This window comes from Polynucleobacter sp. UB-Piko-W3, from assembly GCF_018881635.1.
Classification (GTDB): Bacteria; Pseudomonadota; Gammaproteobacteria; order Burkholderiales; family Burkholderiaceae; genus Polynucleobacter.
Genome location: NZ_JACVPY010000002.1, coordinates 388729 through 411403, shown reverse-complemented (window position 1 = coordinate 411403; position 22675 = coordinate 388729). Strand labels below are relative to the sequence as shown.

Here is a 22675-nt window from a genome sequence, read left to right as displayed (position 1 = left end):
TCTAGAGTACTTTCTGTATTAAATATTGCTAGCAGGTGTCAATGCACGACCTCTGAACCAGCCATAAATCACTGGCAAGACTAAGAGCGTAAGGACAGTGGTTGTTACCATGCCTCCCACAATCACCAGAGCCAGTGGACGCTGAGCTTCTGAACCAATGGAATGGGACAGAGCTGCAGGTAATAAACCTAAACCAGAGAGCATGGCCGTCATCAACACTGGACGAACGCGCAATGAAGCACCTTCAACCATGGCATCTTTCATCTGCCCATGCTCGGTTGCAACTGTCTTATTGATAAACGAGATCAAGATTACGCCATCTTGAATTGCAATCCCAAAGAGTGATAAGAAGCCGAAGAATGCCGAGATACTCAGTGTCTCACCAGCGAGGTGCAAGGCAAGCACACCACCAATGGCAGCAAAGGGTACATTAATCATCACAATAGTAGCATCGCGGAAATTGCCAAAAGCACTAACCAGCAACAAGAAGATGCCCATCAGAGCCAAAGGAACAATCAACATCAATTTTTTTTGCGCTTGCTTCATTTGATTGAACTGACCATCCCAGCTAATAGAGTAATTTGGCGGTAATGTGATGTTTTGCTCAACTAAATACTGTGCATCCTCGACAGCGCTACCTAAGTCACGGTTACGCACGCTAAATTTAATGGCGATATAACGCTTACCCGCTTCGCGATAAATAAAGAATGGTCCATCCGTTAATTTCACAGTGGCTACCATTGAGAGAGGTATTTTCAGGCCATCAGGAGACTCCACTAATAAATGGCCAATATCAGCTACGTCATTACGACTTCCCTCATTTAAGCGAATTGCTATACCGAAAGTTTTTTCATCTTCAAGTAAGCTTGTTACAGCGGCCCCGCCAATTGCATTAGCCACAACCGTTTGAATATCATTTACGTTAATGTTATAGCGTGAGGCACGTTCACGATCGATCTGAATGTTCAGAGTGGGCTGACCAAGCTCTTTCAAAATACCCTCATCCGCTACACCGCGAACCTTTTTGAGTTGATCGATTACCTCATGGGCCTTTTGATCCAGAACCTCAAGATCAGTGCCATAAATTTTGACTGAGTTCTCGCCCTTAACACCTGACAAGGCCTCATTGACGTTGTCTTGAATGTACTGAGAGAAGCTATAGGTAATACCCGGAATCCGGTTTAACTCCTTCTCTAGATTCGCAATGAGGTCTTTCTTGGATGAACCCGCCGGCATCTTATCGGGGCTCTTTAAATAGAGTCCGTATTCCTGGTTAAATACACCAGTAGAGTCCGTGCCATCATCAGGACGACCAATTTGTGCGGCAACCTTGTCGATCTCTGGTTGCTTGATAAAGGTTTCACGTAATTGATTGGCAACCTTTACAGAGTAATCGAGATCCACGGTATTTGGTAAGGTAACGCGCAACCAAATATTATTCTCCTCCAAAGTTGGTAAGAATGCAGTCCCTAAGCGAGTCATACTGAGTAGCGTTAATCCCAGAACAAATACTGCTACCGAGAAAACGGTTAGCGGACGATCCATCCACCTTCTCAGCAACGGTTTATAGCCATTGAGAATCTTAGTCATAAACGAGGGGGGCTTGTGATGCAGGTTCTCGCCAAATACTAAAGAAATCATTGCTGGCAAAAAGGTGAGGCTCAAGACCATTGCTGCAATCAAAGCAAAGCCCATCGTGAAAGCCATTGGCTTAAAGATGATGCCTTCAACTCCGCCCATAAAGAACAATGGCGAGTAAGCAACGATGATGATGCCGGTTGAGTAAATCATCGCTCGCTGCACTTCACTTGTTGCCAAAATGATGCTTTGGTTTAAACGCTTGCCACCCTGCTCTAGGTGACGCATCACGTTCTCGGTCAGAATCACCGCAGAATCAACGATCACACCAAAGTCAATCGCGCCTAAGGAAATCAAATTAGCAGGCACGCTCCATAAATGCATCTGAATAAATGAGACGCACAAAGCGAGCGGGATTACGGCGGCCACAACAGCAGCAGCACGAATATTGCCTAAGAAGAAGAACAACACTGCTAAAACCAATGAGATACCAAAGAACAGAGTATGTTTCACCGTACCAATCGTGATGTCTAAAAGTACTTGGCGGTCATAGAACGGCTTCACCTCAATACCAGGTGGTAATACATGCTTATTAATGTTATCAACTGTGCTACGCACTCGCGCTAGTACTTCTGTAGCATTCTCACCGCGGCGTAAATAAACAATGCCTTCAACAGAATCTGGATTGTCATTGAACTGGAACATACCAAGGCGTGGCGCATTACCGATTTCTACCCTAGCAACATCTCCAATCCGAATGGGCACGCCATTATTAATAGTGATGACTACTTGCTTGATATCGTCGATATTCTTCAGCAGGCCTACACCACGAATAACGAACTGCTGTTCACCACTAGGCAGCAAGCCACCGCCAGTATTACTATTAGCATTAGTGAGTGCCAAGATCAATTGGTTAACTGAAACACCTTTAGCTTGTAAGCCCTCAGGGCTCACAATTACCTGATACTGGCGAACTTTGCCGCCAAATGAAGAAACGTCAGCTACACCAGGCGTTTGCTTAAGCTCTTTATAGATCTCATAATTTTGTAATGTTTTGAGTAATGTAGAGCTTGCGTAATCGGAGCGAACCTCATAACGCATGATCTCACCAGTGGCATCAGAGTCTGGGCTGATGCTAGAAGTGACACCTGGTGGAAAGCTGACATTCGATAAATTGGCAACAAACACCTGACGCGCTTTAAATGGGTCAGTAGCGTCATTAAATTTAAGTGTGACTACGGATAAGCCGAACAAAGATACGGAGCGAAATGCTTGTAAGCCTGGAATGCCAGCCAATGCACTTTCAACTGGAATAGTGACCTGTTGTTCGACCTCAGTAGTACTTCTTCCAGGCCATTGAGAGATTGCCTGAATCGTTAATGGTGCAACGCCTGGGTATGGCTGAATAGGTAATTTGCTCAAACTGAGCATGCCCAATCCAAGCAATGCTACAGAAGCAAAGATAACTAATACACGCTTCTCGATTACTCCTCGAATGAAGGAGGTAAAAATACTCAATTAGTCCTCCTGCTTAGCAAAGCGGTCATTTAACAAGACAGCGCCTTCTATTAGCACCTTCCATCCAGGTTCAACACCCTCGGTAATCGCAAAAGTCTTACTATTGAGATCGTAACCCTTCACTGGCAAACGCCGGAAGGTTTCATCTCCAACCTTAACAATGGCAAAGCGGTTCTCACGAATCCGGACAATGGCTGTCTGAGGCACTACAACCGCATCTGACATACCCGTAGTCAGTAAGCCCGAAGCATACATATCGGGGCGTAATAAACCATCGATGTTTTCTACATCAGCACGAATGAGTAAAGCACGGGTTTGCGGATCAACAGTTGGCGATATGTAATTGGCATAAGCGACAAACTCTTTCTCGGGATATGCCTCAAGGCGTAAAACCATTTTCTGGCCCTGCTTAATCATTCTGAAGTCTTGCTCAAATACGTTACCCAAAAACCAGAGATGTTGAGGATCAGCCAAGGTAGTAATCACATCGCCAGCATTAACCGCAGTACCAGGCTCAACATTGCGCTTCACTACTACACCCTTCAAGGGCGAACGCATCACTAAATTACTAGTAGTCTTACCGGTGGCTTCAATGCCCTTAATATCGCCTTCGCTAGCACCCAGATTTCTCATGCGATTAGCGGCGGCTTGCTGAGTAATGAGCGCATCACCGAGTAAATCACTAATTGTTTTATTGCCCCCTAACACCTTGGCAGTTTTAGAAGAGAGCAAATATTCTTGCTGAGCAGAAAGAAAGTCTGGGCTATAGAGCTCTACGATTGGCGAACCAACATCGACTTGGGCACCATCAAAAGCATAAATACGCTCTACCCTACCTGGAGCACGCGCTGAGATTACTTTTGATTTTTCTGCATTAAATGCTAAACGGCCTGGCACTTTAATATTCACTGGTACTGGAATTTTTTCTGCCAACTGAAATGTATAAATCTCAGGATTGAGTTTGACGCCAGGTAACTTCAACTCTAAGATGCCACTGGTTTCTACCTTCAGGTTCTTACCAGAGCTTTCAATTTTGACTGCGCGATCCACATTGGTGATGCGACCCACCACAATACCTAAAGACAAAATTGCGAAAGCAAAAGCAGCTAAGCGAACGCGGTATCGATTCGCTGGAGAGAGATTCCAATATAAGCCTGCTAAGCTTGCAGCAGCAGTTTTTGCATGATGAGTACCATGATCAGCGCCCTTATGCAAAAGTGGCTTTGCCTTTTCAGACAAACGCTTTAGAAACGAAATCAATTTATCGATCAAAACTACTCCTTAAAAAGGCTCTTTGCCTGCAGAAACCATTAATACTGCTTGCGCTTGCAATAGATTACTCTCTGCTTGCGCCAATGCAATCTCTAAGTTACGCAATTGAGTTTGCGCAGTCAATAAATCATTAAATCCCTGGCCATTATTAGAATACTGGGTCAGACCTACCTTATAGGCAGCGTCAGCTTGCGGGACTTGGCGATCTCTCAGAAACTGGGTTTGGGACTTGGCTTGCTCATAAGTTGCATAAGCGGTGTTGACGGCCAACACAATTTGCTGGCGATTCGAAATATTGCCCGCCTCAGCAGCGGCTTGATTGCGCTGTGCCTGCTCTACCCCATACTTTTCCTTAGTAAAGAAATACAGCGGAATAATCAGATCCAACTCAAACTGATAAAACATCGTGCCATTGTTAGATGCAAACGGTCCGCGCGGCGTATAAGAAGAACCAATCACCTGAAAATCTGGTAGGTATGCTTTTTTAGCTAGGGTCACACCTTTGCGTGCGGCATCTAATTGCAAAGCTGAACTCTTTAAGGCGGGATGACTCGACTCAGCATAATCCTCTAACTCAAGCAAGGTCGGCACAACACTCATGGCACGGCGCACATCTCCACGCAATACTAATTTTTCGCGTGAGTGACGGCCCACTAGAGTATTGATGTTGTTGAGAGCGACTTGGAGTTGACGCTCGACATTGAATTGGTCGGCTTGGGCAGCGCTTTGTGCGACTTGCGCATTCAGAAACTCAACATAGGCTGCAGCATTATTGGAGTAACGCGCTTTAGCAACATTCTTTACCATCTCTAAGCGTACAACCGTCTCTTTTAAGACCTGTAACTGCTTCTGAGCGGCTAGTGCCCCGTAGTACAGAGTTGAGAGCTGTGCACCCAATTGCAAATAGGTTGATTCAGAGCTAGCTAAGAGAGCTTCTGCATTGGTATCAGCAATGTCTGCTGCCAAACTCTTCTTCCCAGGGAACTGAAAAGGCTGCGCTACAGAAATCGAGTTGTTGCTACTAATGCCATTAGGGTTGGCTGCTGATGGCGCATTTGCAGCACCTAAGGCAAATGGTGAATTCGCTGGCATACCAGACCACACCAAACCTACTTGAGGATTTGCAGGTGCTGCAATTTGTGGAACGGTTGCCTTAGCAGACAGATAGGACTCGCGCAAAGAAGATAGTTGCGGATTGTTGATCTTGAGCTCATTCCATAGCTGACGCAAATCCATCTCTGTTGGGCCTGATGGCGCACTTTTGACATAGATCTTCGGAGTATTTTCTTTAGTAACCGGAGCAAATAATTCAGCAGCTTTTGTGCTTTGGTCTTGAGCCCTCAGCTGCGCCCCAATCGATGGTGGCGATGCTAAGGAGGAGTCGCCCGATTGCACCGTGACACTTGCAGGAGTGCCGCTACCAGATCCTTGTGCAAACGCCGAAATAGCAAAAGTAGCCATTGCATATGGTGCAATGCTTTTAAGTAGCTTGACTACGCTCGTTTTACGTTTGCCGTGAATCAACAAATGCGGCTGCCCTCTAAATCAATAAAATGCTATTTTTATAGCCCCTGATGCAGATTTAGATATTACAAATACCCGTTTCAGGGGGTTTTATCGATTATAGGTGACAAAAGTCAAAAGTCTAATTATTGACAATCTCTATCTTATTGATTCTAAAGATAATAATGAAGTACTGCGCCTCTTGAGCCTTTAAAACTCGGCATGAATCCTGAAAGACACGATGTTCACTGGACCGCGGGCTGCGTTGTAAGCAGGATTATTAATGTGCTGAAAGTTCAATCCTGCAAGGACATTCTTAACCACGTTAGCGTTGTAATAGACCTCGCCTACCCGCTCAGGACGATAAGAAATTGTCTGGCCAGGACCAGCATAGTCGCCAATAAAGTAAGACACGCCACCAGCTTGTAAGTATGAACGGCGATAGCTGGATAAGCCATTTTGCATCATCGAGATGCCAATACTGTCATGTGGACGCGCCCAACTTGTGCCATTCATACCCATGCCAACAGAGATTGAGTTATCAGCCTCTGTGAAAGACATTGTTTCAGTGCGCCCATCTGAGGTAAATGCACGAGCATAGATTCCGAGGTCATGAGTTAAGGCCTGCTCCCCATGAACACCCACACCTGTTTTGTACTGGTAATTAGTGCGAACATTATTGATTGCTTGAGTACCTTGTGCATTATTGGTGAGCACATAATTGGTTGCATCAGAAAAACGAGCCAAGATCATTTTGTTGCGATAAGCGAGCACACTCACTTTGCCAGGAAGCTTGCCAATATGATGTTGGCGCTCAATCTCAAATTGATCGCCATAGGTATTAAAAATTTGCCAGTTCAAGTCACGGCCATTCGGATTCTTTGGAGCCAGCATACGAGAGGCACGCAGCACCCAATGGTCAAGGTACCATTCGCCTGCGAGGCCAGTACTGTAGCCGCGTGCGTCAGCGGCATAGTCATAAGCCAAGTAAGTCATATTGCCCCAGTTCATGAACTGGACACGGGGGTCTTTTGCATAACGGCTGTCATCGAAAATATCTAAAGTAGAAAACTGGCCAGCTGTCACTACCACGCGATTACTACTCACCGTTTGCGTAATTTGATTGGCCTCATTCTCGAGAACAACTTTATCGCCCTCTTGATTGATCGTGTGTCGCATAAATGCTCTGGCAGAGTAAAACTTTGCTTGCGTTCCAACAGCCTTACTGCCCTCGCCATTTGAGAAACCACCCAAACCAGTTAGACCCGAAAATGCAACGCCGGAAATCACCTCGGGATTGAAATACACGTCAGTATCTGGAGCAACCCGAGCGCCAAAGAATAATGTTCCTGACCAGGTATAGCTCATGGCTTTTTGAGCAGCCAGGCTATTCATCCCTGAATAGCTAGAGGTGAAATTGTTATAGCGCTGGTTGATATAAGTCGTTTGGCCATGTACGTTTACTGGTAAACCAAACAATTCACCTTCAGTAGGCAAATTCTCAATCGGTGATGCAAAGCTCGCAATTTGGTCGGCACCGGACCCTGCCCTTTGCGCAAATGCAGAGGCACCCAGAAAAGTGCAAATAATGCTCAGCAGGAGGAGGATATAAAACTTGCGGGTCATTCACAATTTCTAATTGGGATGCCAGTGCAATGCAATAGCAACATGCCGATAGGAAAAACTAGGCAAACACAGCTTGAGATTGAAGCCCAAGGGTGGTGCAGACCAAATTATCCCCAAAAAGGGGAAATTTACCTAGTCTTTATGTCGAGGGAATGACAAAAACGCAATAGCCCTGCGAAGAAATGCGTCTTAGTCTTTTAGACCCAACAGTTTGGCTGGGTTCTTTTTCATCATCTTATCGATATCAGCTTGCGATACGCCCGCTGCCTTAACCGCTGCGATTTGATTCTCAACGCCATCTGGTGGAGTCATCATGCCTTGTTGACCCAAATCGGTTGAAAGCACTAAATGGTCTGCGCCAATTTCCTTAACTGCTTTAGCAACCACGGTTGCATCCACCTTCTCCCAATGGGTCATCCATTTGTACTGCGCTGTAGGACCAGTCATAAATTGCAAATAGCAAATTTCAATGTATGCACCCATCGAAGTAACTTGCTTTGCTTGCTCCCAAGAAAGTCCTGGGATATTGGTAAGACCATGCGTGATCAAAATATTTTTCACGCCTAATTCTTTTGCGCGCTTGACGACCGTAACCACTTCATCCGCAGAAATATGGCCGGTAGCTAGAATCAAATCTTCGCGAGCAATGATCTTTAGAACCTGCTCCAACTCTGGTGTGACTTGACCATTTGGCGCAACCACAATGCCTGATTGATTTTTATCTACTAAAGTCTTGACATGCATATCCGAATCAAAAGTCGGCAACCAAACTACTTTTCCGCGGCCACCAGACATGCGATGCATCCACTCTACAGCTGCAGGATTTACACCACCTACGGACTTATTCAGCACAATACCGCCCCATACTTCAATACCAGGGACTTGCTGCATCACTAAAGCGGCTCGAGCATTCGTCGTGATCACATGGTTTTTAATCACAATACCGCGCATCCCTTTACGACGAGCAATAGTCGCTAATTCGTAATCGGTTAAGGATCGGCCAAAAACATCGGGATCTGGGTGAACGTGCATATCAATCACGCCAGCTGCAGGACTCACTTTAGGTGGTGGTGGCGGAAAACCTACTTGTGCCTGGGTAATATTGGAAGTCAATATGAAGCCAGCACTCATTAAGCTAGCTACCAAAATTTTGCTTGATTGAAATTTACCCATGATTCATCTCCCTGATTGAACTACTTTCTTATAATGGGTTCACTCTATCTCATCTATTCAAGTAGGTATTTAAGTAGTTCCCCTATAAGTGGAGGAAATCGGGCAGAGAGAGCTTAAAGCTTCGAACTTGTATGGACTAGCGGTGATCCATCAAAGCTCGAGCCAAAGTACCTGCATCGACATACTTTAATGGACGATAAATCACTATCGATAATCATGGTTTTAAGCTCTAACGCTTCAAATCGCGATAGAAGTTTTCGTGAACCCCATAACCCATAAGCGCCAATTGAGTGCCGTCAAGGCTTACCGAATAAGCTAATAACATCTGCTGCTTAAGATGCCTAAATTTAATTACTTGAATCCCCGATAAGTCGCCTTTTTTAGTTTCTCCTTTGAATGGCTCAGCGATGATGCTCTTAATCGCACCATCAAGGGTCTTTTTCTCAGCGGGTGATATTTTCTTAATTGCCCTATCAAATCTAGGAGTGGTGGATACGATCATCCGAATTTATACGGATTCAGATTACCAGCCTTCACCTCTTCAATACTGACCAGCATATCCTGAAGCATTTTAATCGGTAGGTCGGGATTCTCCTCTGCGACTTTGCCCAATCGAGCCCAATATTCAATTTGCTTAGGAACAGAGCGATGCATTGCCTGTGCATAAGGCTTTGCATCCTCTACTAAAAGACCCGATAACTTGATAGCTATGGCCATAGATACCTCCAATTAAATATTGGATCCAATTTAACACAAAAGGTTGCAATTTGCAACCTTTTGATATGTAGAGGAAATAGCAATTAAAGGCTAGCGGCGATCCATCAAAGCTCTAGCTAATGTGCCTGCATCAACGTACTCTAACTCCCCGCCTACTGGAATACCTCTAGCAATACGCGTGACTTTGATGCCTTTGGCTTTGAGCACTTCACCAATGTAATGTGCAGTAGCCTCACCTTCACTAGTGAAGTTTGTCGCTAGCACTACTTCCCGAATGGGCACGTTCGTATCTGGATTTTCAATACGGGTAAGTAAGCGATCAAAATGAATTTCATTAGGGCCCATGCCATCGAGTGGCGAAAGGCGGCCCATCAACACAAAGTAATTCCCTTTGAAACTTAGGGTCTGCTCCACCATCACTTGGTCGGCAGGTGTTTCTACAATGCATAACAAGGATGGATCGCGGCGCTCATCTGCACAGGTGATACAGATTTGAGTTTCTGAGAATGTATTACAGCGAGTGCAGTGACCCACCGTTTGCACTGCCTCACCTAGGGACTGTGCAAGTACTGCCGCGCCATTACGATCATGCTGCAAAAGATAGAATGCCATCCGCTGAGCAGACTTGGGGCCCACTCCCGGGAGCACACGCAAGGCCTCGATCAAACGACCGAGTGCATCAGCAGGTGCTTCTATGCGTGCCATTAAATTTAGAAGGGAAGCTTAAAGCCAGGAGGCATTGGCATTCCAGCGGTAGCGCCAGACATCATTTGTGCGCTAGCTGCTTCTACTTGTTTGAATGCTTCTGTATACGCCGTCACAACCAAGTCTTCTAGCATCTCACGGTCATCCATTGCGCCTGGATCAATTTGGACACGCTTGAGTTCGTATTTACCAGAAATGGTGACTTTAACTAGGCCGCCAGCCGCTTGGCCAGTGACCTCTAAGGCAGCCAACTGCTCTTGCGCTACTTTCATCTTCTCTTGCATCTGCTGGGCCTGTTTCATGAGGCCAGCAAGTCCACCTTTCATCATCGCTTCTTTTCCTTAGTGCTTATTTATTAGTGAATTTAAATTAATGAGGCTTAACAGAGCCGCCAACCACTTTAGCGCCAAACTCTTTTTCTAATTGCTGAATAAAAGGATCAGCCGCAATCATTTGCTCGGCATTCATTCTTTTCTCTTGATGAATCTGGGCATCAACCTTAGCAACGGTCTTGCCCTCTACTTCACCTTTTTCAATCACGATCTTAACTGGCTTACCAAAGTGAGCTGTCAGCGCATCAGCCAATCTTGCAACAGAAGCTTCTGAAGCCAACTGTGGCATTGGCGTCACAATCGTTGCTTTCACACCTGCTGCAGAATCTTTCCAATCTTGTAACTCGGTCTGAAACGCTAACTGTTGGACTAAACCCTTTACTGGTAATTGACGCATCAGGCTATGCCAGTCTGGAATATTTGTAGCATCACCTACAGGAGCTGCCTTGGTAATTGGCTTAGTTGCGATTGGTGATGCTAAGGCTGCTGCTGCGGGCGCTACCGTTTTTGCCGTTGTCGCTGGGCGTGGCGCACTAGCGACTGGTGGGGCTGATGGCGCTGGAGCTGACGCCCCGCCACCACCATTTCTGCCCGGACGAAATGCCAACATGCGTAAGAGCGTCATGGCAAAGCCAGTTTGCTCATCTGGTGCGAGTGATAAGTCGGGGCGGCTAGTAATCGTGATTTGGTAGAAGAGTTGCGCCTCTTCTTTTGTAAGTTGAGTAGCCAAGCGACGAATCTCGCCTGCCTCTGGCCAATCCTCTAATACGGATTCTGGAACCACTTGGGCTGCTGCAATCTTTTGTAACAAACTAGATAGATCTTGCAATGCCAAGGAGAAAGACATACTGCGCTCCCCCATTTCGTTTGCAACTGCTAGCAGGCTGGCGCCGTCTTTTGCAATCAAGCAATCGAGAATACGAATGAGATAAGCATCATCTAATGTGCCCAGCATATTGCGTATTGATTCTTCAGTCACTTTACCTGCTGCATAGGCAATCGCTTGATCGGTTAGAGATAGAGCATCACGCATAGAACCTTGAGCTGCTTTAGCTAAGACACGCAATGCATTAACTTCATAAGCCACTTTTTCTGCTGCCAGCACTTTCTCTAAATGTTCAACGATCAGCGGTACAGGCATTTGCTTGAGGTTGAACTGCAAGCAACGAGACAGAATCGTGACGGGGATCTTTTGGGGATCAGTAGTAGCTAGAATAAATTTGATGTGCTCTGGAGGTTCTTCCAAAGTTTTAAGCATGGCATTAAACGCATGATTGGTGAGCATGTGTACCTCGTCAATCATGTAGACCTTATAACGAGCATTGCTTGGTGCGTAAGCTGCTTTTTCTAATAGAGCGGCAATATCGTCAACTCCGCGATTACTTGCGGCATCCATCTCAATATAGTCAACAAAACGACCAGCATCAATTTCCATGCAGGCTGGGCATTTTCCGCAAGGCTCTGAAGTCATCTTGCCTGAACCATCCGCACCCGTGCAATTGAGGGCTTTGGCCATAATGCGTGCAATGGTGGTCTTGCCTACCCCACGAGTGCCCGTGAAAAGCCATGCATGATGTAGGCGGCCCTGATCCAAAGCATGGGTTAAAGCCTTAACCACATGGTCTTGTCCTACTAGCTCAGAGAATGTTTTGGGGCGCCACGAACGGGCTAATGCCAATGCTGTCATGTCTTACATTCTAACAAGCTAAAATAGAAGTGGATGGGCCTCCCCGCATGGTGGGTTGGATAACCTGGTCAGGTCGGGAACGAAGCAGCCAAACCCAATTTCTGCCAGTGCCGGGGGTTTGGCTCATCCACCCCCCCCTAATACAGAGTCAATTATTGGTATAGTTTTAATCGAACGGCCATCTTCTATGTAGAAGGCTTGTTTAAATCAGGGGAAATGAATGTCTAGAGATAAATTAGGATTAATGGCCTTTGGTCTTGCGCTCTTGGGATTCGTCGTTTTTGTAAAAACGAGATCGCTTCTTTTGTTTGCGATCGGCATCATCTGCGTAGCCCTATTGATTTTTTCTAAGAATAAATTCATCCAAAAATGACGGGTGTCATGCTCGAGCTGGTAATTGAATTTGGTGTAATTTTGATTTCACCAATCGTTTTTCATTACTACCTTTGGAAATATAAAAAGTTAGCCCCTGCAGTGATTCTGAAAGATTTCAAAATTTATGCCTGCTTGTATGGGCTTATTTTAATTACTGGTATCTTTGCCATTTGGAGCCAGTATTAAATGCTGGCAAGCCTTTTAACCAAAAGGTCCATTCAGTCGCACAGTATCCCAATTCAAGACAATCGCAATACTGACCCAGATGAGATATGGCAGGATGTAAAGACTATATTTAGTAGAAACTTTTCGTATTGTCAGAAGGATGGCGAGAACTGAAAGCCATAAAAGCACCGCTTCATACAAAGACCAATCTGGCCTTTGAAAGCGGAAGTACAAAATACTCCAGAGCAAGTTCAGAAAAGCATTGAGCCAAAAGAAAAAATTTAAGCGGCTCAGAATGGTGGCGTTTGAGGTCAAGTGCTTTACGGCCACCCAAGCCATGCCAGATAAAATAAAAATAATCGACCAGATCGGGCCAAATGCTATATCAGGCGGTTTCCAAAAAGGTTCTTTTAAGGCTTGATACCAGGGCCCTAAGTCCGTTGCCAAACCGCCTAGAATGGCCACTGTTAAACCCCAGACTAATGGCACGAGCATCTTTTTATTCATCATCAAGTTCTGAAAGTTCAGGATTTAAGTGTAATAGTAGATTAAGAAAAAGATGAGAATGAATAAATTCAGGGTGCCAAAGATGATCAAAACAGGCTTACCGATGTATTGCCACTTTGCCTCTTTTGATAACAGTTGAGTCTGATTTTTTTTCTTAAACATAAATGAGCTGCTTATATCTAAAAATGATCCCGCACTTTGGCCAAGATTTTCTTCGAAGATAGTCCATATAAATCTAAGAGCACATTGATATCCCCATGCTCGACGTACTCATCGGGTAGACCAATTTGTAGAGTAGGTATCTGAATCTTGTGAGCCGATAGCGCTTCCAGACAGGCGCTACCCGCCCCACCTTGAGTTGCGCTGTCTTCAATAAAGACCAAAGCATCATGACTTTTCGCAAGATCTAATAGCAATTGCTCATCTAATGGTTTTACAAATCGCATATCGGCAACAGTAGCATCAAGCTCCTCTGCAGCCTCTAGTGCGTTGTATAGCAATGGACCAAAGCAAACAAACGCAATCTTTTTACCTTGGGCTTGTGCATTTTTGGCTTTACGAACAATCAAGCCTTTTCCGACAGCGATAGTTTCTAGTGTTTGAGATGCCTCTGGACCCACTCCAGCACCACGGGGGTAGCGCACGACTGAAGGACCATTCAAGTTAAATGCAGTAGTGAGCATATTTCTGCAGTCTTCTTGATTCGATGGCGTCATTAAGACAACATTAGGCAAGCACCTTAAAAAAGCAACATCAAATACACCTGCATGGGTTGGTCCATCTGCACCAACCATACCAGCTCGATCTATAGCGAAGACGATCGGTAAGTTCTGCAAGGTCACATCGTGTATGAGTTGATCGTAACCCCTCTGTAAAAAGGTGGAGTAGATCGCTACCACTGGCTTTAGACCCTCGCAAGCAATACCCGCCGCAAAAGTGACTGCATGCTGCTCTGCGATACCTACATCAAAGTAACGATCGGGGTACTGAGCTTCAAATTGGACCAGGCCAGAGCCCTCACGCATTGCTGGCGTAATACCAATGAGACGCTGATCCTCTTTAGCCATATCGCAAAGCCATTCACCAAACACTTCGGTATAGGTTTTTTTACCAGGCGCAGAAGGTTTCAGACCTTCGCTAGGATTAAATTTACTGGGCCCATGATAAGAAATAGGGTTTAACTCTGCCCTCTCATACCCTTTGCCTTTTTTGGTAACGATATGCAAAAACTGTGGACCATCAGTCTGAGCAATCTTTTTCAAGTTCTCAAGGGTAATGATGAGGTCCTCAAGATTATGGCCATCGATCGGACCATAGTAGTCAAAACCAAATTCTTCAAAGATAGTAGCTGGGCCAATCATCCCTTTGGCATGACCTTCCAGTCTTTTGGCAAACTCTCTTAAGGGAGGGGTATAAGAAAGCATCTTATCCAAACCTTTTTTAGTGGCTCCATAGAGTGAACCACTAATGAGCTTTGCTAAATATCGATTCAGGGCTCCAACCGCAGGAGAGATCGACATTTCGTTATCGTTCAAAATGACGATTAAGGGAATGGATTTATCAACCCCCGCATTATTTAAACCTTCATAAGCCATGCCAGCACTCATGGAGCCATCGCCAATGACTGCAATGACATTTCGCTTTTCACCCTTTACTTTGCTAGCAACTGCCATCCCAAGAGCGGCTGAAATACTGGTAGAAGAATGCGCTGTGCCAAAAGCATCGTATTGGCTTTCTGCGCGCTTCGGAAATCCAGATAAGCCGCCAAACTGACGCAAGCTCGGCATCATTTCTCTACGCCCTGTCAAAATTTTATGGGCGTAACTTTGATGTCCCACATCCCAGACAATGCGATCTTCTGGAGTATCAAAAACATAATGCAAAGCAATTGCGAGCTCAACAGTTCCGAGATTAGAGGATAAGTGCCCACCAGTACTGGCCACAGACTGCAGAATGAATTCACGTAATTCAACCGATAGCTGGGCAAGCTCAGACTGCTCAAGCTGCTTTAAATCCTGTGAGGAGTTAATGGTGTGAAGTACTTTGGTTGCCTGGAGCATATTTAACGCCGAAATTATTTTGGAGAATAAATACTAGAGAGAATTCGCTTGAAATCTTCAATCTCGTTATTGGGTGATTTTTGCAAGGCATTAATAGGTGCATGCATAAATTTATTAGCCAAGGCTTCAGCCATGATCGATAAGACCTCAACCGGGTCTTCTCCCCGCTTAATACGCCGCACTGCCTTTTCTAATTCAATTTCTTTGAGTCGCTCTGCGGTATTTTGCAGCGATTGAATAATCGGTACTAGCGTTCTTTTTTGCAGCATCTGGAAAAATTCACTCACGCCTTTATCAATAATAGTTTCAGCGTCGGCCATCGAAAGTTCGCGAATATTGCGACCTTCATTCACAACACCTCCCAAATCATCGACGGAATAAAGATAAGCATCTTTAAGGGATCGAACCTCTGGCTCTATGTCCCGCGGTACAGCTAAATCAATCAATACGATCGGCCTGCTATTTCTGGCTTTCAAGGCGGTTTTAATCATCCCCATACCAATGATTGGCAATGAACTTGCTGTGCAGGAAACAATCACGTCAAAATCATGCAAGCGCGTTGGCAAAGATTGCAAAGGAAAGGAATCTGTTTGCAGGCCCTTTTCCGCAAATACTTTTGCCATCTCATCACCACGATCAACTGTTCGGTTGCTGATGGCAATTTGTTTTGGCTTTCGACCAGCAAAGTGAGAGGCGCACAGTTGAATCATTTCGCCTGCACCAATGAATAAAATTTTGGAGTTCTTGAGATCGCCAAAGATTCTTTCAGCTAAACGTACTGAGGCCCCTGCCATGGAAACTGAATGCGTACCAATATCCGTAGTTGCTCTGACCGCTTTGGCAACTGAAAAAGTTTTATTAAATAAAGGTTTTAGATAGGTTCCTAATGTGCCAGCTTGGTCAGCGAATTCAACCGCTTTTTTCATTTGACCCAGTATTTGAGTCTCACCCAATACCATTGAGTCCATTCCACAGCTGACTCTAAACACATGCTTGACTGCATCTGTTTCTTTTGCAGAATATATATAGGGCTTCAATACATCGCCATGCAAATGCTTTTGAGAGGTCAGCCAATCAAAAGCACGCTCTTCTAAATGATGTGCAGGATTAGAAACATCATTCGCAGCACAATAAATCTCCATGCGGTTACACGTAGATAAGATCGCAACCTCTGGCATTAATTCAGAATGGGTACCTCTTAAATAATTACGAAGATCTAATAAGGAGTCCTGCAAATCTGCAGGAGAAATAGCAACACTCTCTCGAATATCAATTGGAGCCGTGTGATGATTCACACCAAGATTGAGTAGTTGCATGCTAGAGGCTATTAAAAATAGCTTTGTGTGGATCTAGAAAAATCATAGAAATGATTCTTCCTCTTGAATCGCAATCTGTCAATCAAGATTGACACCTATTTAAGCTCCCCTACCTAGGGAAAACCCACATGTCAACGGATTACTGATCCTTAGCGGCAGCCTCGTAGGCTTTAAATTTTTTGAATGAACTGAACGTGGAATATAAGGCGAAGGCAGTGATCAATACGAATGCTAAATTGGTAAAAGAGTACTCTTGGTACAGAATCCAGATCTGGCCAGCTAGGGCTATTGGGAATACCACCATGGCAAATTTGAGCCAAAGCATGGTTCTTTTAAACTTGGCATCGATTGGGCCTGATTCAGATTGCTTATTCATTACCTATCCTTATGACTGAAGAGGCTGGGCCCCTGATTAATCTCGCCTCAGTATACGAAAAATGAAGGTAGTGAAGCCCTGGGCAAGGATAAACGTGAAGATTGCCCCCATCAGCCCCATAAAAACACCGGGAACGATTCCCAAATCAAGCTGCTTGGCAAATAAAAGGCCCATGGCAAACCCACCTGCAGCACAGACTATCTCGAACAGTAGTTTGATGGTGCTAAATCGCCCATGGGCTTGTGTCATTTCACATCCCAAAATCAAAAAAATTGGATGGGGTCATTTTATATCCCAGATCCCCCAAAGGATCTCAAAAAGCCACTGTTACGGATGAGTTTTTTTGCAACGCAATATATTGGGATATAAGGGAAATTCCTAAGAAAAGTGTATAGATTTTTTTACACATTCGTACTAAATTGACCCTGTGGTAAGTAGGTTAATTAGCACCCTCGTGTGGGTTAGCACGACGCAGTTAGATTTTGAGAGGAAAAAATCTATGACAAATGACACTCTTACAGGTCTGAGTGTTGAGGAAGCGGAAGAGTTACATCGCAACCTCATTCAAGGTACGCAATTTTTTGGGATGATTGCAGCACTCGCCCACTTACTTGCTTACATCTATTCACCTTGGTTGAAGTAATTAAAGGAGATTGAGATGATCTACGGAAAAATGTGGACAGTAGTAAGACCAACCGTTGGCATTCCATTGTTTTTGGGTGCGTGCGCAATCGGTTCTTTTTCAGTGCATTTAGCATTACTTAACAATACAACTTGGGTGAAAGCATTCTTAGAGGGCGGTAAGTCTTCTAGCGCTGCTGCTGCTTCAGGAGCACCCGCGGCACCAGTAGCAAAAAAATAAGTTTTATCTTGCCTCATAAGACCTAGATCATTAGATCTGGGTCTTATTTTTTTGTTTCGCCGCTATATCACTTAAACTAAGCTTTACATGAATCGTTTTAGTCAAAAATTAATTAGCACTTGGGCAAATTTAGGCCCTCGCTTCTTGCCTTTTGCTGATGCTGCTTCTGCTGAATTACCGCTTAGCAGATTACTCAGACTATCCCTATTCCAAGTATCCGTTGGCATGGCCCTAGTACTTCTTGTGGGCACCTTAAATCGAGTCATGATTGTTGAGTTACAAGTACCAGCATCACTGGTATCGATCATGGTTTCCTTGCCGATTATTTTTGCCCCCATTAGAGCCTTGATTGGCTTTCGCTCAGATACTCATAAATCCGCTTTAGGCTGGCGGCGCGTTCCTTATATTTGGATGGGAACGATGGTTCAGTTTGGTGGACTTGCCATCATGCCTTTTGCTCTTCTTGTCTTAGCCGGTGCAGGCAACGCTAGTGAAGCGCCAGCATGGATTGGATTAGCAGCTGCTGCACTGGCATTTTTATTTGTAGGTGCTGGTATTCATACTACCCAAACGGTAGGCCTTGCCTTGGCTTGCGATCTTGCTCCACCTAAATCCCAAGCGAATATTGTTGGCCTGATGTATGTAATGTTATTAATCGGCATGATTGGTAGCGCATTGATTTTTGGTCAGCTATTAGAGGAGTACAGTCCAGGCCGCTTAATCCAAGTGATTCAAGGTTGTGCTGTAGTTACGATCGTATTGAATGCGATTGCACTTTGGAAGCAGGAAAGTCGTGAAGAAGCTCGTGCAAGAGCATTGGTCGCTAGAGAGCAAAACTTTAAAGAATCTTGGGAAACTTTTAAAGAAGGTGGCCAAGCAATTCGTCGCTTAATTGCAGTGGGTTTTGGAACTATGGCATTTAGCATGAATGATGTTTTGCTAGAGCCCTATGGAGGCGAACTATTAAACATGAGCGTCAGTGCTACCACTGTCTTAACTGCTACCTTAGCCGTGGGCTGTTTATTTGGCTTTAGCATTGCCTCCAAGGTATTAAGTGCTGGTTACGACCCCTTTAAGATGGCTAGCAATGGCGCCAAAATTGGTATTCCTGCATTTATGCTGGTGATCGCGGCTGCACCCTTCAATAGCACCCTCATTTTTATTGTGGGTGTCGTATTGATTGGATTTGGCAATGGACTATTTAGTCATGGGACTTTAACTGCCACTATGAAATATGCCCCAGAAAATCAAAGCGGCTTGGCATTGGGCGCATGGGGAGCCGTGCAAGCTACTGCCGCAGGCATTGCGGTGGGTGTCGGAGGAATATTTCGGGATATATTGGGCGGCATGGCCTCCAGAAATTATTTTGGCGCAGATCTCAATACTCCAGCAACGGGTTATTGTGGCGTCTACCTATTAGAAATCATCTTGCTGTTAATCACGATCGCCGCTATGACGAATTTTATATGGCCAGCTAAGCCAGTAGAATCGGTTGCCTAATTGACCACCATTTCGCAATTAGCCGAAAAGATCCTCATTATTTTTGGCTTCTTCATTAGCTCAATTAGCTTTATATTGATTACCTTGAGTCTGTGGGACTTCATTTCTGTAGATCTATTTTCTTTTGGTATTTCTTCGGGCATTCGTGTATTAGGCGGCTGCGCTATCATTGGATGCCTATTGAGCGCAATTGGCTACGGCATTGGAGATTATTTTAATAACGAAGTGAAGGAGTGAATATGTTTAAAAAATCAGATTACTTCATTCTCATGGCAGTGGTGATTTCTTTCTTTACCTCTGCCTATTTATGGTTTGTGGTTCAGGACCGAGAGCAGTCGATCTTTACAGCACTATGGGTACCCTCAATATTTTGCTTTGGGATTTACTTCAAATTGTCTGCCTTATTGAATCGTAAAAAATGAGTAATACAACCTTACTCCTTCTATCCATCTTTGTTTTTTGCCTATTAATTGCTGGCCTATATTTTATGGTTCGTGAATTTATGGGAGAAGTGCAAGATGCCTTCCCCGATGTCAATGAGTGGCTAGATACTGATAAGAAGAAAAAGAAGTGATTGCTGCTGAATTGCTACTGAACTGCTCCTAATCTAGAGCAGTTTCACAATCGCTTCTGCCATCTTGCTTGCGCCTTCTGCAGATGCAAGTCGTGTGATGGATTGACCATCTTTGCTCACGACAAACTTAGTGAAGTTCCACTTAATACCGGTAGTTCCCAATATGCCAGGAGCCTGATCCTTTAAATAAGCATACAAGGGATGGGTGCCGTCCCCATTCACATCAATTTTCTCAAACATCGGAAAAGTCACGCCATAGTTAGCGCTGCAAAAGTTTTGAATCTGTTCTGCAGAGCCCGGCTCTTGAGCGCCGAATTGGTTGCATGGAAACCCTAAAATTTCCAAGCCCTGGGCTTTGTTTGCCTCATACAGTTTTTGTAAATCACGGTATTGAGAAGTGAATCCGCAGTTACTGGCAACATTCACGATTAAGAGTGTCTTGCCAGCATAATCCTGAAGATTTTCTTGGTCTCCATTGAGTCTTTTTAAGGGGATATTCGGCAACATATTTCATTCTCCAAGATGATTAAATCGATCTACAAATCTTCTATACTCAGGTGATAATAAATGGATTATTAGGCTTTCGCTCTATGGTTTTGCCTCCCCTAAACTATCAAGATTATTAAAGGCTTGCGTGACAATAGATACAGCACCCTATCGAAGCCTGTGCACCGACTGCGGTATTTCTCGAACTAGCAATCCAAAACGCTGCGGTGAGGCTTGTCAATTTATTAAGCCTAATTACCCAGCGCTAGAAACTGAGGTTCACGGAAGAGCGAGAGATTTAAGCCGTCCCGATGAATTGCATTTTGGTCCCTTTATCAAAATGCTCAGAGCAGCACTCAAAAATCCGAGTACAGGTGCGCAATGGACTGGGATTACAACCCGCATTGGTGAGCGCCTCTTAGAAACCGGTGCAGTTGATGCCATTCTGACGATGACTGAGGATCCCAATGATCGCTGGAAGCCTTTGCCGATCATTATTGATAAAGCATCTGATATGGCTAAGTGCCGTGGCATGAGAATGGGTTATGCCCCACTTCTCTCCTTGCTAGAGCCGGCGATTGCTAAAGGCTATAAAAAGATGGCTGTCATTGGCATCCCCTGCCAGGTATATGCCTTAAGGGCTCTAGAGAAAGAGCTTGGCCTAGAAAAGCTTTATGTCATTGGCACACCCTGCTCTGACAACACTACTACGGAAAATTTTCATCACTTTCTGTCGCTCATTAGTTCAGAGCCTGATGAGATTAACTATCTTGAATTTAGAGCGGATTACCACGTTGAAGTCCGCTTTAAGAATGGCAAAAAGAAAGAGATTCCGTTTCTTCAATTACCCCTCTCCACTTTGCCCAATGACTTCTTTCCCCTAACCTGCCGTACCTGTGTCGATTACACCAATGTGCTATCGGACATCACGGTTGGTTATATGGGCGGACAAGGTGAACAATGGCTCATCGTTCGTAATGAACGTGGTGAAGAATTGCTGGCTCTTTTAGGCGATGAAGTTCGCACCTCTGCACCAGGGACTGCTGGGAAACGTCACTCTGCTGTCGTTGGCTTCATGAAAAACGTGGAGCGTGCTGCTGGGGGCCTGCCCTTGAGGAAAATGCCGAACTGGTTAAGACCCATTGTGGGTTGGCTAATGCCTAAAGTGGGTCCTCGTGGTCTGGAATTTGCTCGCACCCGCGTTGAGATGAAAGCGATTGAAACAGTGCTTCACTTACGCAGAGAACAACCTGCAAAAATGGCTTCGATGGTTCCTGGGCACATCTGGCCTCTAGTAGAGCCTTATGGAATTAAGCCTGGCGAACAAGAAATTCATAAACCCTAAAACCTATTTTTCCTTTGGAGCATTCCATGGCTTTATTTCTGATCGGTCTTGTTATTTTTCTTGCTAGCCACTCTTGTCGCATCTTTGCTGAGTCATGGCGCAACCAGATGATTGATCGCCTCGGGGAGGTGAAATGGAAAGGCTTGTACACTATCATCTCCTTGATTGGATTTGTCATCATGGTGATTGGCTATGGCCAAGCCAGGCAAAATACAATCGTCTTATGGCAACCCAATGTTGCTCTCATCTACATTGCTCTAGCACTAAACTTAGTCGCTTTTATTTTCTTGGCAGGAAGTTCACCCTCTAATAATGCGATTCGTCTCAAGCTGAAGCACCCAATGATTTTAGGTGTCAAAGTATGGGCACTAGCGCATTTGATATCCAATGGCACACTGGTAGATCTCATTCTCTTTGGCGCCTTTTTAATCTGGGCAGTATTGGATTTTCGTTCAGCCAGAAAGCGCCCCGTTCATATTGCTGAACAGGCCCAAGTCAGCACCAAAGCAACGGTTATTACCATCGCCTCTGGTGTGATTCTTTGGGTAGTCTTCCTATTTGGATTACACCAATACCTCATTGGAGTTTCTCCTCTTGCCCAGCTGTCTTGAGAGCTCTTGCGAAATCATCCAGCATGAACGCTAAAGCAGCTCTCATCAGTGCTGTGTTAACACTGGTTTTGTGCGGATGTGATGCTCAGGGACCAACAATAGAAGCGATTGATAACCAAAGCAAAATATTGTCATGCTCTCTCAATGGCAGCACCGCTCAGATATTGATTGCCAAGGGCTCCCTTGATGCAAACCTACTCCATGAAAGCAAAGAGATTAAGGTGAACCTGCTAGAAGTAAAAGATTTTTATCAAATCATCATGCGCTTTGATCCGCAAATTGGGCAGCTCAAAATCAATAAGATGGGCAATGAGTTGACTCAGCTCAAAAGTGGTAATGAACAAGTCACTACTTGTGTGGCAGAATTAAAAAAATCATAGGGCATAC

26 protein-coding genes and 1 other RNA gene are annotated in these 22675 nt (G+C 44.8%); 11 read left to right on the top strand and 16 right to left on the bottom strand.

Annotated elements, in window-relative coordinates:
* Positions 1–18 precede the first annotated feature (18 nt).
* The 10 genes from ICN31_RS02405 to dnaX form a co-directional block, all read right to left on the bottom strand.
* Positions 19–3096 (bottom strand): efflux RND transporter permease subunit, encoded by a 3078-nt coding sequence (locus ICN31_RS02405; RefSeq protein ID WP_216861388.1) that lies wholly within the window; start codon positions 3094–3096, stop codon positions 19–21.
* Positions 3097–4368 (bottom strand): efflux RND transporter periplasmic adaptor subunit, encoded by a 1272-nt coding sequence (locus ICN31_RS02400; RefSeq protein WP_216258219.1) that lies wholly within the window; start codon positions 4366–4368, stop codon positions 3097–3099.
* A 9-nt stretch (positions 4369–4377) separates the two neighbouring features.
* Positions 4378–5895, bottom strand: a complete 1518-nt coding sequence (locus ICN31_RS02395) for a TolC family protein (protein ID WP_216258217.1) — start codon at positions 5893–5895, stop codon at positions 4378–4380.
* A 186-nt stretch (positions 5896–6081) separates the two neighbouring features.
* On the bottom strand, positions 6082–7497 hold the full coding sequence (locus ICN31_RS02390; RefSeq protein WP_216258215.1) for a carbohydrate porin: 1416 nt from the start codon (positions 7495–7497) through the stop codon (positions 6082–6084).
* 189 nt (positions 7498–7686) lie between these two features.
* Positions 7687–8670 carry a DUF6282 family protein gene (locus ICN31_RS02385; protein WP_216258213.1) on the bottom strand — a complete coding sequence of 328 codons (984 nt, stop codon included), beginning with the start codon at positions 8668–8670 and terminating at the stop codon, positions 7687–7689.
* Positions 8671–8899: 229 nt separating this feature from the next.
* The gene (locus tag ICN31_RS02380; RefSeq protein WP_216258210.1) at positions 8900–9172 is read right to left on the bottom strand and encodes a type II toxin-antitoxin system RelE/ParE family toxin; all 273 of its coding nucleotides are present in this window, start codon (positions 9170–9172) and stop codon (positions 8900–8902) included.
* Positions 9169–9387: a ParD-like family protein gene (locus ICN31_RS02375; protein ID WP_216258209.1), complete on the bottom strand. Its 219-nt coding sequence runs from the start codon at positions 9385–9387 to the stop codon at positions 9169–9171. The genes ICN31_RS02380 and ICN31_RS02375 overlap by 4 nt, the downstream gene beginning before the upstream one ends.
* A gap of 90 nt (positions 9388–9477) precedes the next feature.
* A complete protein-coding gene (gene recR / locus ICN31_RS02370; protein ID WP_216258207.1) occupies positions 9478–10092 on the bottom strand; it encodes a recombination mediator RecR in 615 nt (204 codons plus the stop codon).
* Between the two features lie 5 nt (positions 10093–10097).
* Entirely contained in the window at positions 10098–10421 is a 324-nt protein-coding gene (locus tag ICN31_RS02365; protein ID WP_216258205.1) for a YbaB/EbfC family nucleoid-associated protein, read from the bottom strand.
* A gap of 40 nt (positions 10422–10461) precedes the next feature.
* Complete coding sequence (gene dnaX, locus ICN31_RS02360; RefSeq protein ID WP_216258203.1) at positions 10462–12111, bottom strand: DNA polymerase III subunit gamma/tau; 1650 nt, start codon at positions 12109–12111, stop codon at positions 10462–10464.
* A gap of 32 nt (positions 12112–12143) precedes the next feature.
* On the opposite strand from dnaX, the gene ffs reads away from it, so the two are divergent.
* Together ffs and ICN31_RS02350 are read left to right on the top strand one after the other, a co-directional pair.
* Positions 12144–12242: signal recognition particle sRNA small type (gene ffs / locus ICN31_RS02355), an RNA gene on the top strand.
* 238 nt (positions 12243–12480) lie between these two features.
* Positions 12481–12672 carry a hypothetical protein gene (locus ICN31_RS02350; RefSeq protein WP_216258201.1) on the top strand — a complete coding sequence of 64 codons (192 nt, stop codon included), beginning with the start codon at positions 12481–12483 and terminating at the stop codon, positions 12670–12672.
* A gap of 15 nt (positions 12673–12687) precedes the next feature.
* Here the strand turns inward: ICN31_RS02350 and ICN31_RS02345 are convergent, their stop codons facing one another.
* The 5 genes from ICN31_RS02345 to ICN31_RS02325 form a co-directional block, all read right to left on the bottom strand.
* On the bottom strand, positions 12688–13161 hold the full coding sequence (locus tag ICN31_RS02345; protein WP_216258199.1) for a TspO/MBR family protein: 474 nt from the start codon (positions 13159–13161) through the stop codon (positions 12688–12690).
* Between the two features lie 176 nt (positions 13162–13337).
* Complete coding sequence (gene dxs / locus ICN31_RS02340; RefSeq protein ID WP_216258197.1) at positions 13338–15218, bottom strand: 1-deoxy-D-xylulose-5-phosphate synthase; 1881 nt, start codon at positions 15216–15218, stop codon at positions 13338–13340.
* Positions 15219–15232: 14 nt separating this feature from the next.
* A complete protein-coding gene (hemA, locus tag ICN31_RS02335) occupies positions 15233–16534 on the bottom strand; it encodes a glutamyl-tRNA reductase (RefSeq protein WP_216258195.1) in 1302 nt (433 codons plus the stop codon).
* A 139-nt stretch (positions 16535–16673) separates the two neighbouring features.
* Positions 16674–16910 (bottom strand): hypothetical protein, encoded by a 237-nt coding sequence (locus ICN31_RS02330; RefSeq protein ID WP_216258193.1) that lies wholly within the window; start codon positions 16908–16910, stop codon positions 16674–16676.
* A 36-nt stretch (positions 16911–16946) separates the two neighbouring features.
* Positions 16947–17159 carry a hypothetical protein gene (locus ICN31_RS02325; protein WP_216258191.1) on the bottom strand — a complete coding sequence of 71 codons (213 nt, stop codon included), beginning with the start codon at positions 17157–17159 and terminating at the stop codon, positions 16947–16949.
* Between the two features lie 250 nt (positions 17160–17409).
* Between ICN31_RS02325 and pufB the strand changes: the two genes are divergently transcribed.
* From pufB to ICN31_RS02295, 6 genes are all read left to right on the top strand, one after another.
* Positions 17410–17553 carry a light-harvesting antenna LH1, beta subunit gene (gene pufB / locus ICN31_RS02320; protein ID WP_088526258.1) on the top strand — a complete coding sequence of 48 codons (144 nt, stop codon included), beginning with the start codon at positions 17410–17412 and terminating at the stop codon, positions 17551–17553.
* Positions 17554–17568: 15 nt separating this feature from the next.
* Positions 17569–17772, top strand: a complete 204-nt coding sequence (locus ICN31_RS02315) for a light-harvesting protein (protein WP_216258189.1) — start codon at positions 17569–17571, stop codon at positions 17770–17772.
* Positions 17773–17859: 87 nt separating this feature from the next.
* The gene (locus tag ICN31_RS02310; RefSeq protein ID WP_216258187.1) at positions 17860–19272 is read left to right on the top strand and encodes a PucC family protein; all 1413 of its coding nucleotides are present in this window, start codon (positions 17860–17862) and stop codon (positions 19270–19272) included.
* The gene (locus tag ICN31_RS02305) at positions 19273–19509 is read left to right on the top strand and encodes a hypothetical protein (RefSeq protein WP_216258185.1); all 237 of its coding nucleotides are present in this window, start codon (positions 19273–19275) and stop codon (positions 19507–19509) included.
* A 2-nt stretch (positions 19510–19511) separates the two neighbouring features.
* Complete coding sequence (locus ICN31_RS02300; RefSeq protein ID WP_215295283.1) at positions 19512–19694, top strand: hypothetical protein; 183 nt, start codon at positions 19512–19514, stop codon at positions 19692–19694.
* Entirely contained in the window at positions 19691–19846 is a 156-nt protein-coding gene (locus ICN31_RS02295; RefSeq protein WP_216258183.1) for a hypothetical protein, read from the top strand. The genes ICN31_RS02300 and ICN31_RS02295 overlap by 4 nt, the downstream gene beginning before the upstream one ends.
* 33 nt (positions 19847–19879) lie before the next feature.
* Here ICN31_RS02295 and ICN31_RS02290 read toward each other — a convergent pair whose 3' ends face one another.
* Positions 19880–20353, bottom strand: coding sequence for a glutathione peroxidase (locus tag ICN31_RS02290; RefSeq protein WP_216258182.1), 474 nt, complete (start codon positions 20351–20353; stop codon positions 19880–19882).
* A gap of 127 nt (positions 20354–20480) precedes the next feature.
* Between ICN31_RS02290 and ICN31_RS02285 the strand changes: the two genes are divergently transcribed.
* From ICN31_RS02285 to ICN31_RS02275, 3 genes are read left to right on the top strand one after another with little or no spacing between them, the layout of a single operon-like run.
* Positions 20481–21677, top strand: coding sequence for a Coenzyme F420 hydrogenase/dehydrogenase, beta subunit C-terminal domain (locus ICN31_RS02285; RefSeq protein WP_216258180.1), 1197 nt, complete (start codon positions 20481–20483; stop codon positions 21675–21677).
* Positions 21678–21703: 26 nt separating this feature from the next.
* A complete protein-coding gene (locus ICN31_RS02280; protein WP_216258178.1) occupies positions 21704–22288 on the top strand; it encodes an NnrU family protein in 585 nt (194 codons plus the stop codon).
* 23 nt (positions 22289–22311) lie between these two features.
* The gene (locus ICN31_RS02275; protein ID WP_216258177.1) at positions 22312–22668 is read left to right on the top strand and encodes a hypothetical protein; all 357 of its coding nucleotides are present in this window, start codon (positions 22312–22314) and stop codon (positions 22666–22668) included.
* Positions 22669–22675: the final 7 nt, after the last annotated feature.

Excerpts from the sequence above, each read along its gene's own strand:
- ICN31_RS02390 (WP_216258215.1), bottom strand. The coding sequence starts at position 7,497 with ATGACCCGCAAGTTTTATATCCTCCTCCTGCTGAGCATTATTTGCACT.
- ICN31_RS02385 (WP_216258213.1), bottom strand. The coding sequence starts at position 8,670 with ATGGGTAAATTTCAATCAAGCAAAATTTTGGTAGCTAGCTTAATGAGT.
- ICN31_RS02380 (WP_216258210.1), bottom strand. The coding sequence starts at position 9,172 with ATGATCGTATCCACCACTCCTAGATTTGATAGGGCAATTAAGAAAATA.
- ICN31_RS02375 (WP_216258209.1), bottom strand. The coding sequence starts at position 9,387 with ATGGCCATAGCTATCAAGTTATCGGGTCTTTTAGTAGAGGATGCAAAG.
- recR (WP_216258207.1), bottom strand. The coding sequence starts at position 10,092 with ATGGCACGCATAGAAGCACCTGCTGATGCACTCGGTCGTTTGATCGAG.
- ICN31_RS02365 (WP_216258205.1), bottom strand. The coding sequence starts at position 10,421 with ATGATGAAAGGTGGACTTGCTGGCCTCATGAAACAGGCCCAGCAGATG.
- dnaX (WP_216258203.1), bottom strand. The coding sequence starts at position 12,111 with ATGACAGCATTGGCATTAGCCCGTTCGTGGCGCCCCAAAACATTCTCT.
- ICN31_RS02350 (WP_216258201.1), top strand. The coding sequence starts at position 12,481 with ATGACGGGTGTCATGCTCGAGCTGGTAATTGAATTTGGTGTAATTTTG.
- ICN31_RS02345 (WP_216258199.1), bottom strand. The coding sequence starts at position 13,161 with ATGATGAATAAAAAGATGCTCGTGCCATTAGTCTGGGGTTTAACAGTG.
- dxs (WP_216258197.1), bottom strand. The coding sequence starts at position 15,218 with ATGCTCCAGGCAACCAAAGTACTTCACACCATTAACTCCTCACAGGAT.
- hemA (WP_216258195.1), bottom strand. The coding sequence starts at position 16,534 with ATGCAACTACTCAATCTTGGTGTGAATCATCACACGGCTCCAATTGAT.
- ICN31_RS02330 (WP_216258193.1), bottom strand. The coding sequence starts at position 16,910 with ATGAATAAGCAATCTGAATCAGGCCCAATCGATGCCAAGTTTAAAAGA.
- ICN31_RS02325 (WP_216258191.1), bottom strand. The coding sequence starts at position 17,159 with ATGACACAAGCCCATGGGCGATTTAGCACCATCAAACTACTGTTCGAG.
- pufB (WP_088526258.1), top strand. The coding sequence starts at position 17,410 with ATGACAAATGACACTCTTACAGGTCTGAGTGTTGAGGAAGCGGAAGAG.
- ICN31_RS02315 (WP_216258189.1), top strand. The coding sequence starts at position 17,569 with ATGATCTACGGAAAAATGTGGACAGTAGTAAGACCAACCGTTGGCATT.
- ICN31_RS02310 (WP_216258187.1), top strand. The coding sequence starts at position 17,860 with ATGAATCGTTTTAGTCAAAAATTAATTAGCACTTGGGCAAATTTAGGC.
- ICN31_RS02300 (WP_215295283.1), top strand. The coding sequence starts at position 19,512 with ATGTTTAAAAAATCAGATTACTTCATTCTCATGGCAGTGGTGATTTCT.
- ICN31_RS02295 (WP_216258183.1), top strand. The coding sequence starts at position 19,691 with ATGAGTAATACAACCTTACTCCTTCTATCCATCTTTGTTTTTTGCCTA.
- ICN31_RS02290 (WP_216258182.1), bottom strand. The coding sequence starts at position 20,353 with ATGTTGCCGAATATCCCCTTAAAAAGACTCAATGGAGACCAAGAAAAT.
- ICN31_RS02280 (WP_216258178.1), top strand. The coding sequence starts at position 21,704 with ATGGCTTTATTTCTGATCGGTCTTGTTATTTTTCTTGCTAGCCACTCT.
- ICN31_RS02275 (WP_216258177.1), top strand. The coding sequence starts at position 22,312 with ATGAACGCTAAAGCAGCTCTCATCAGTGCTGTGTTAACACTGGTTTTG.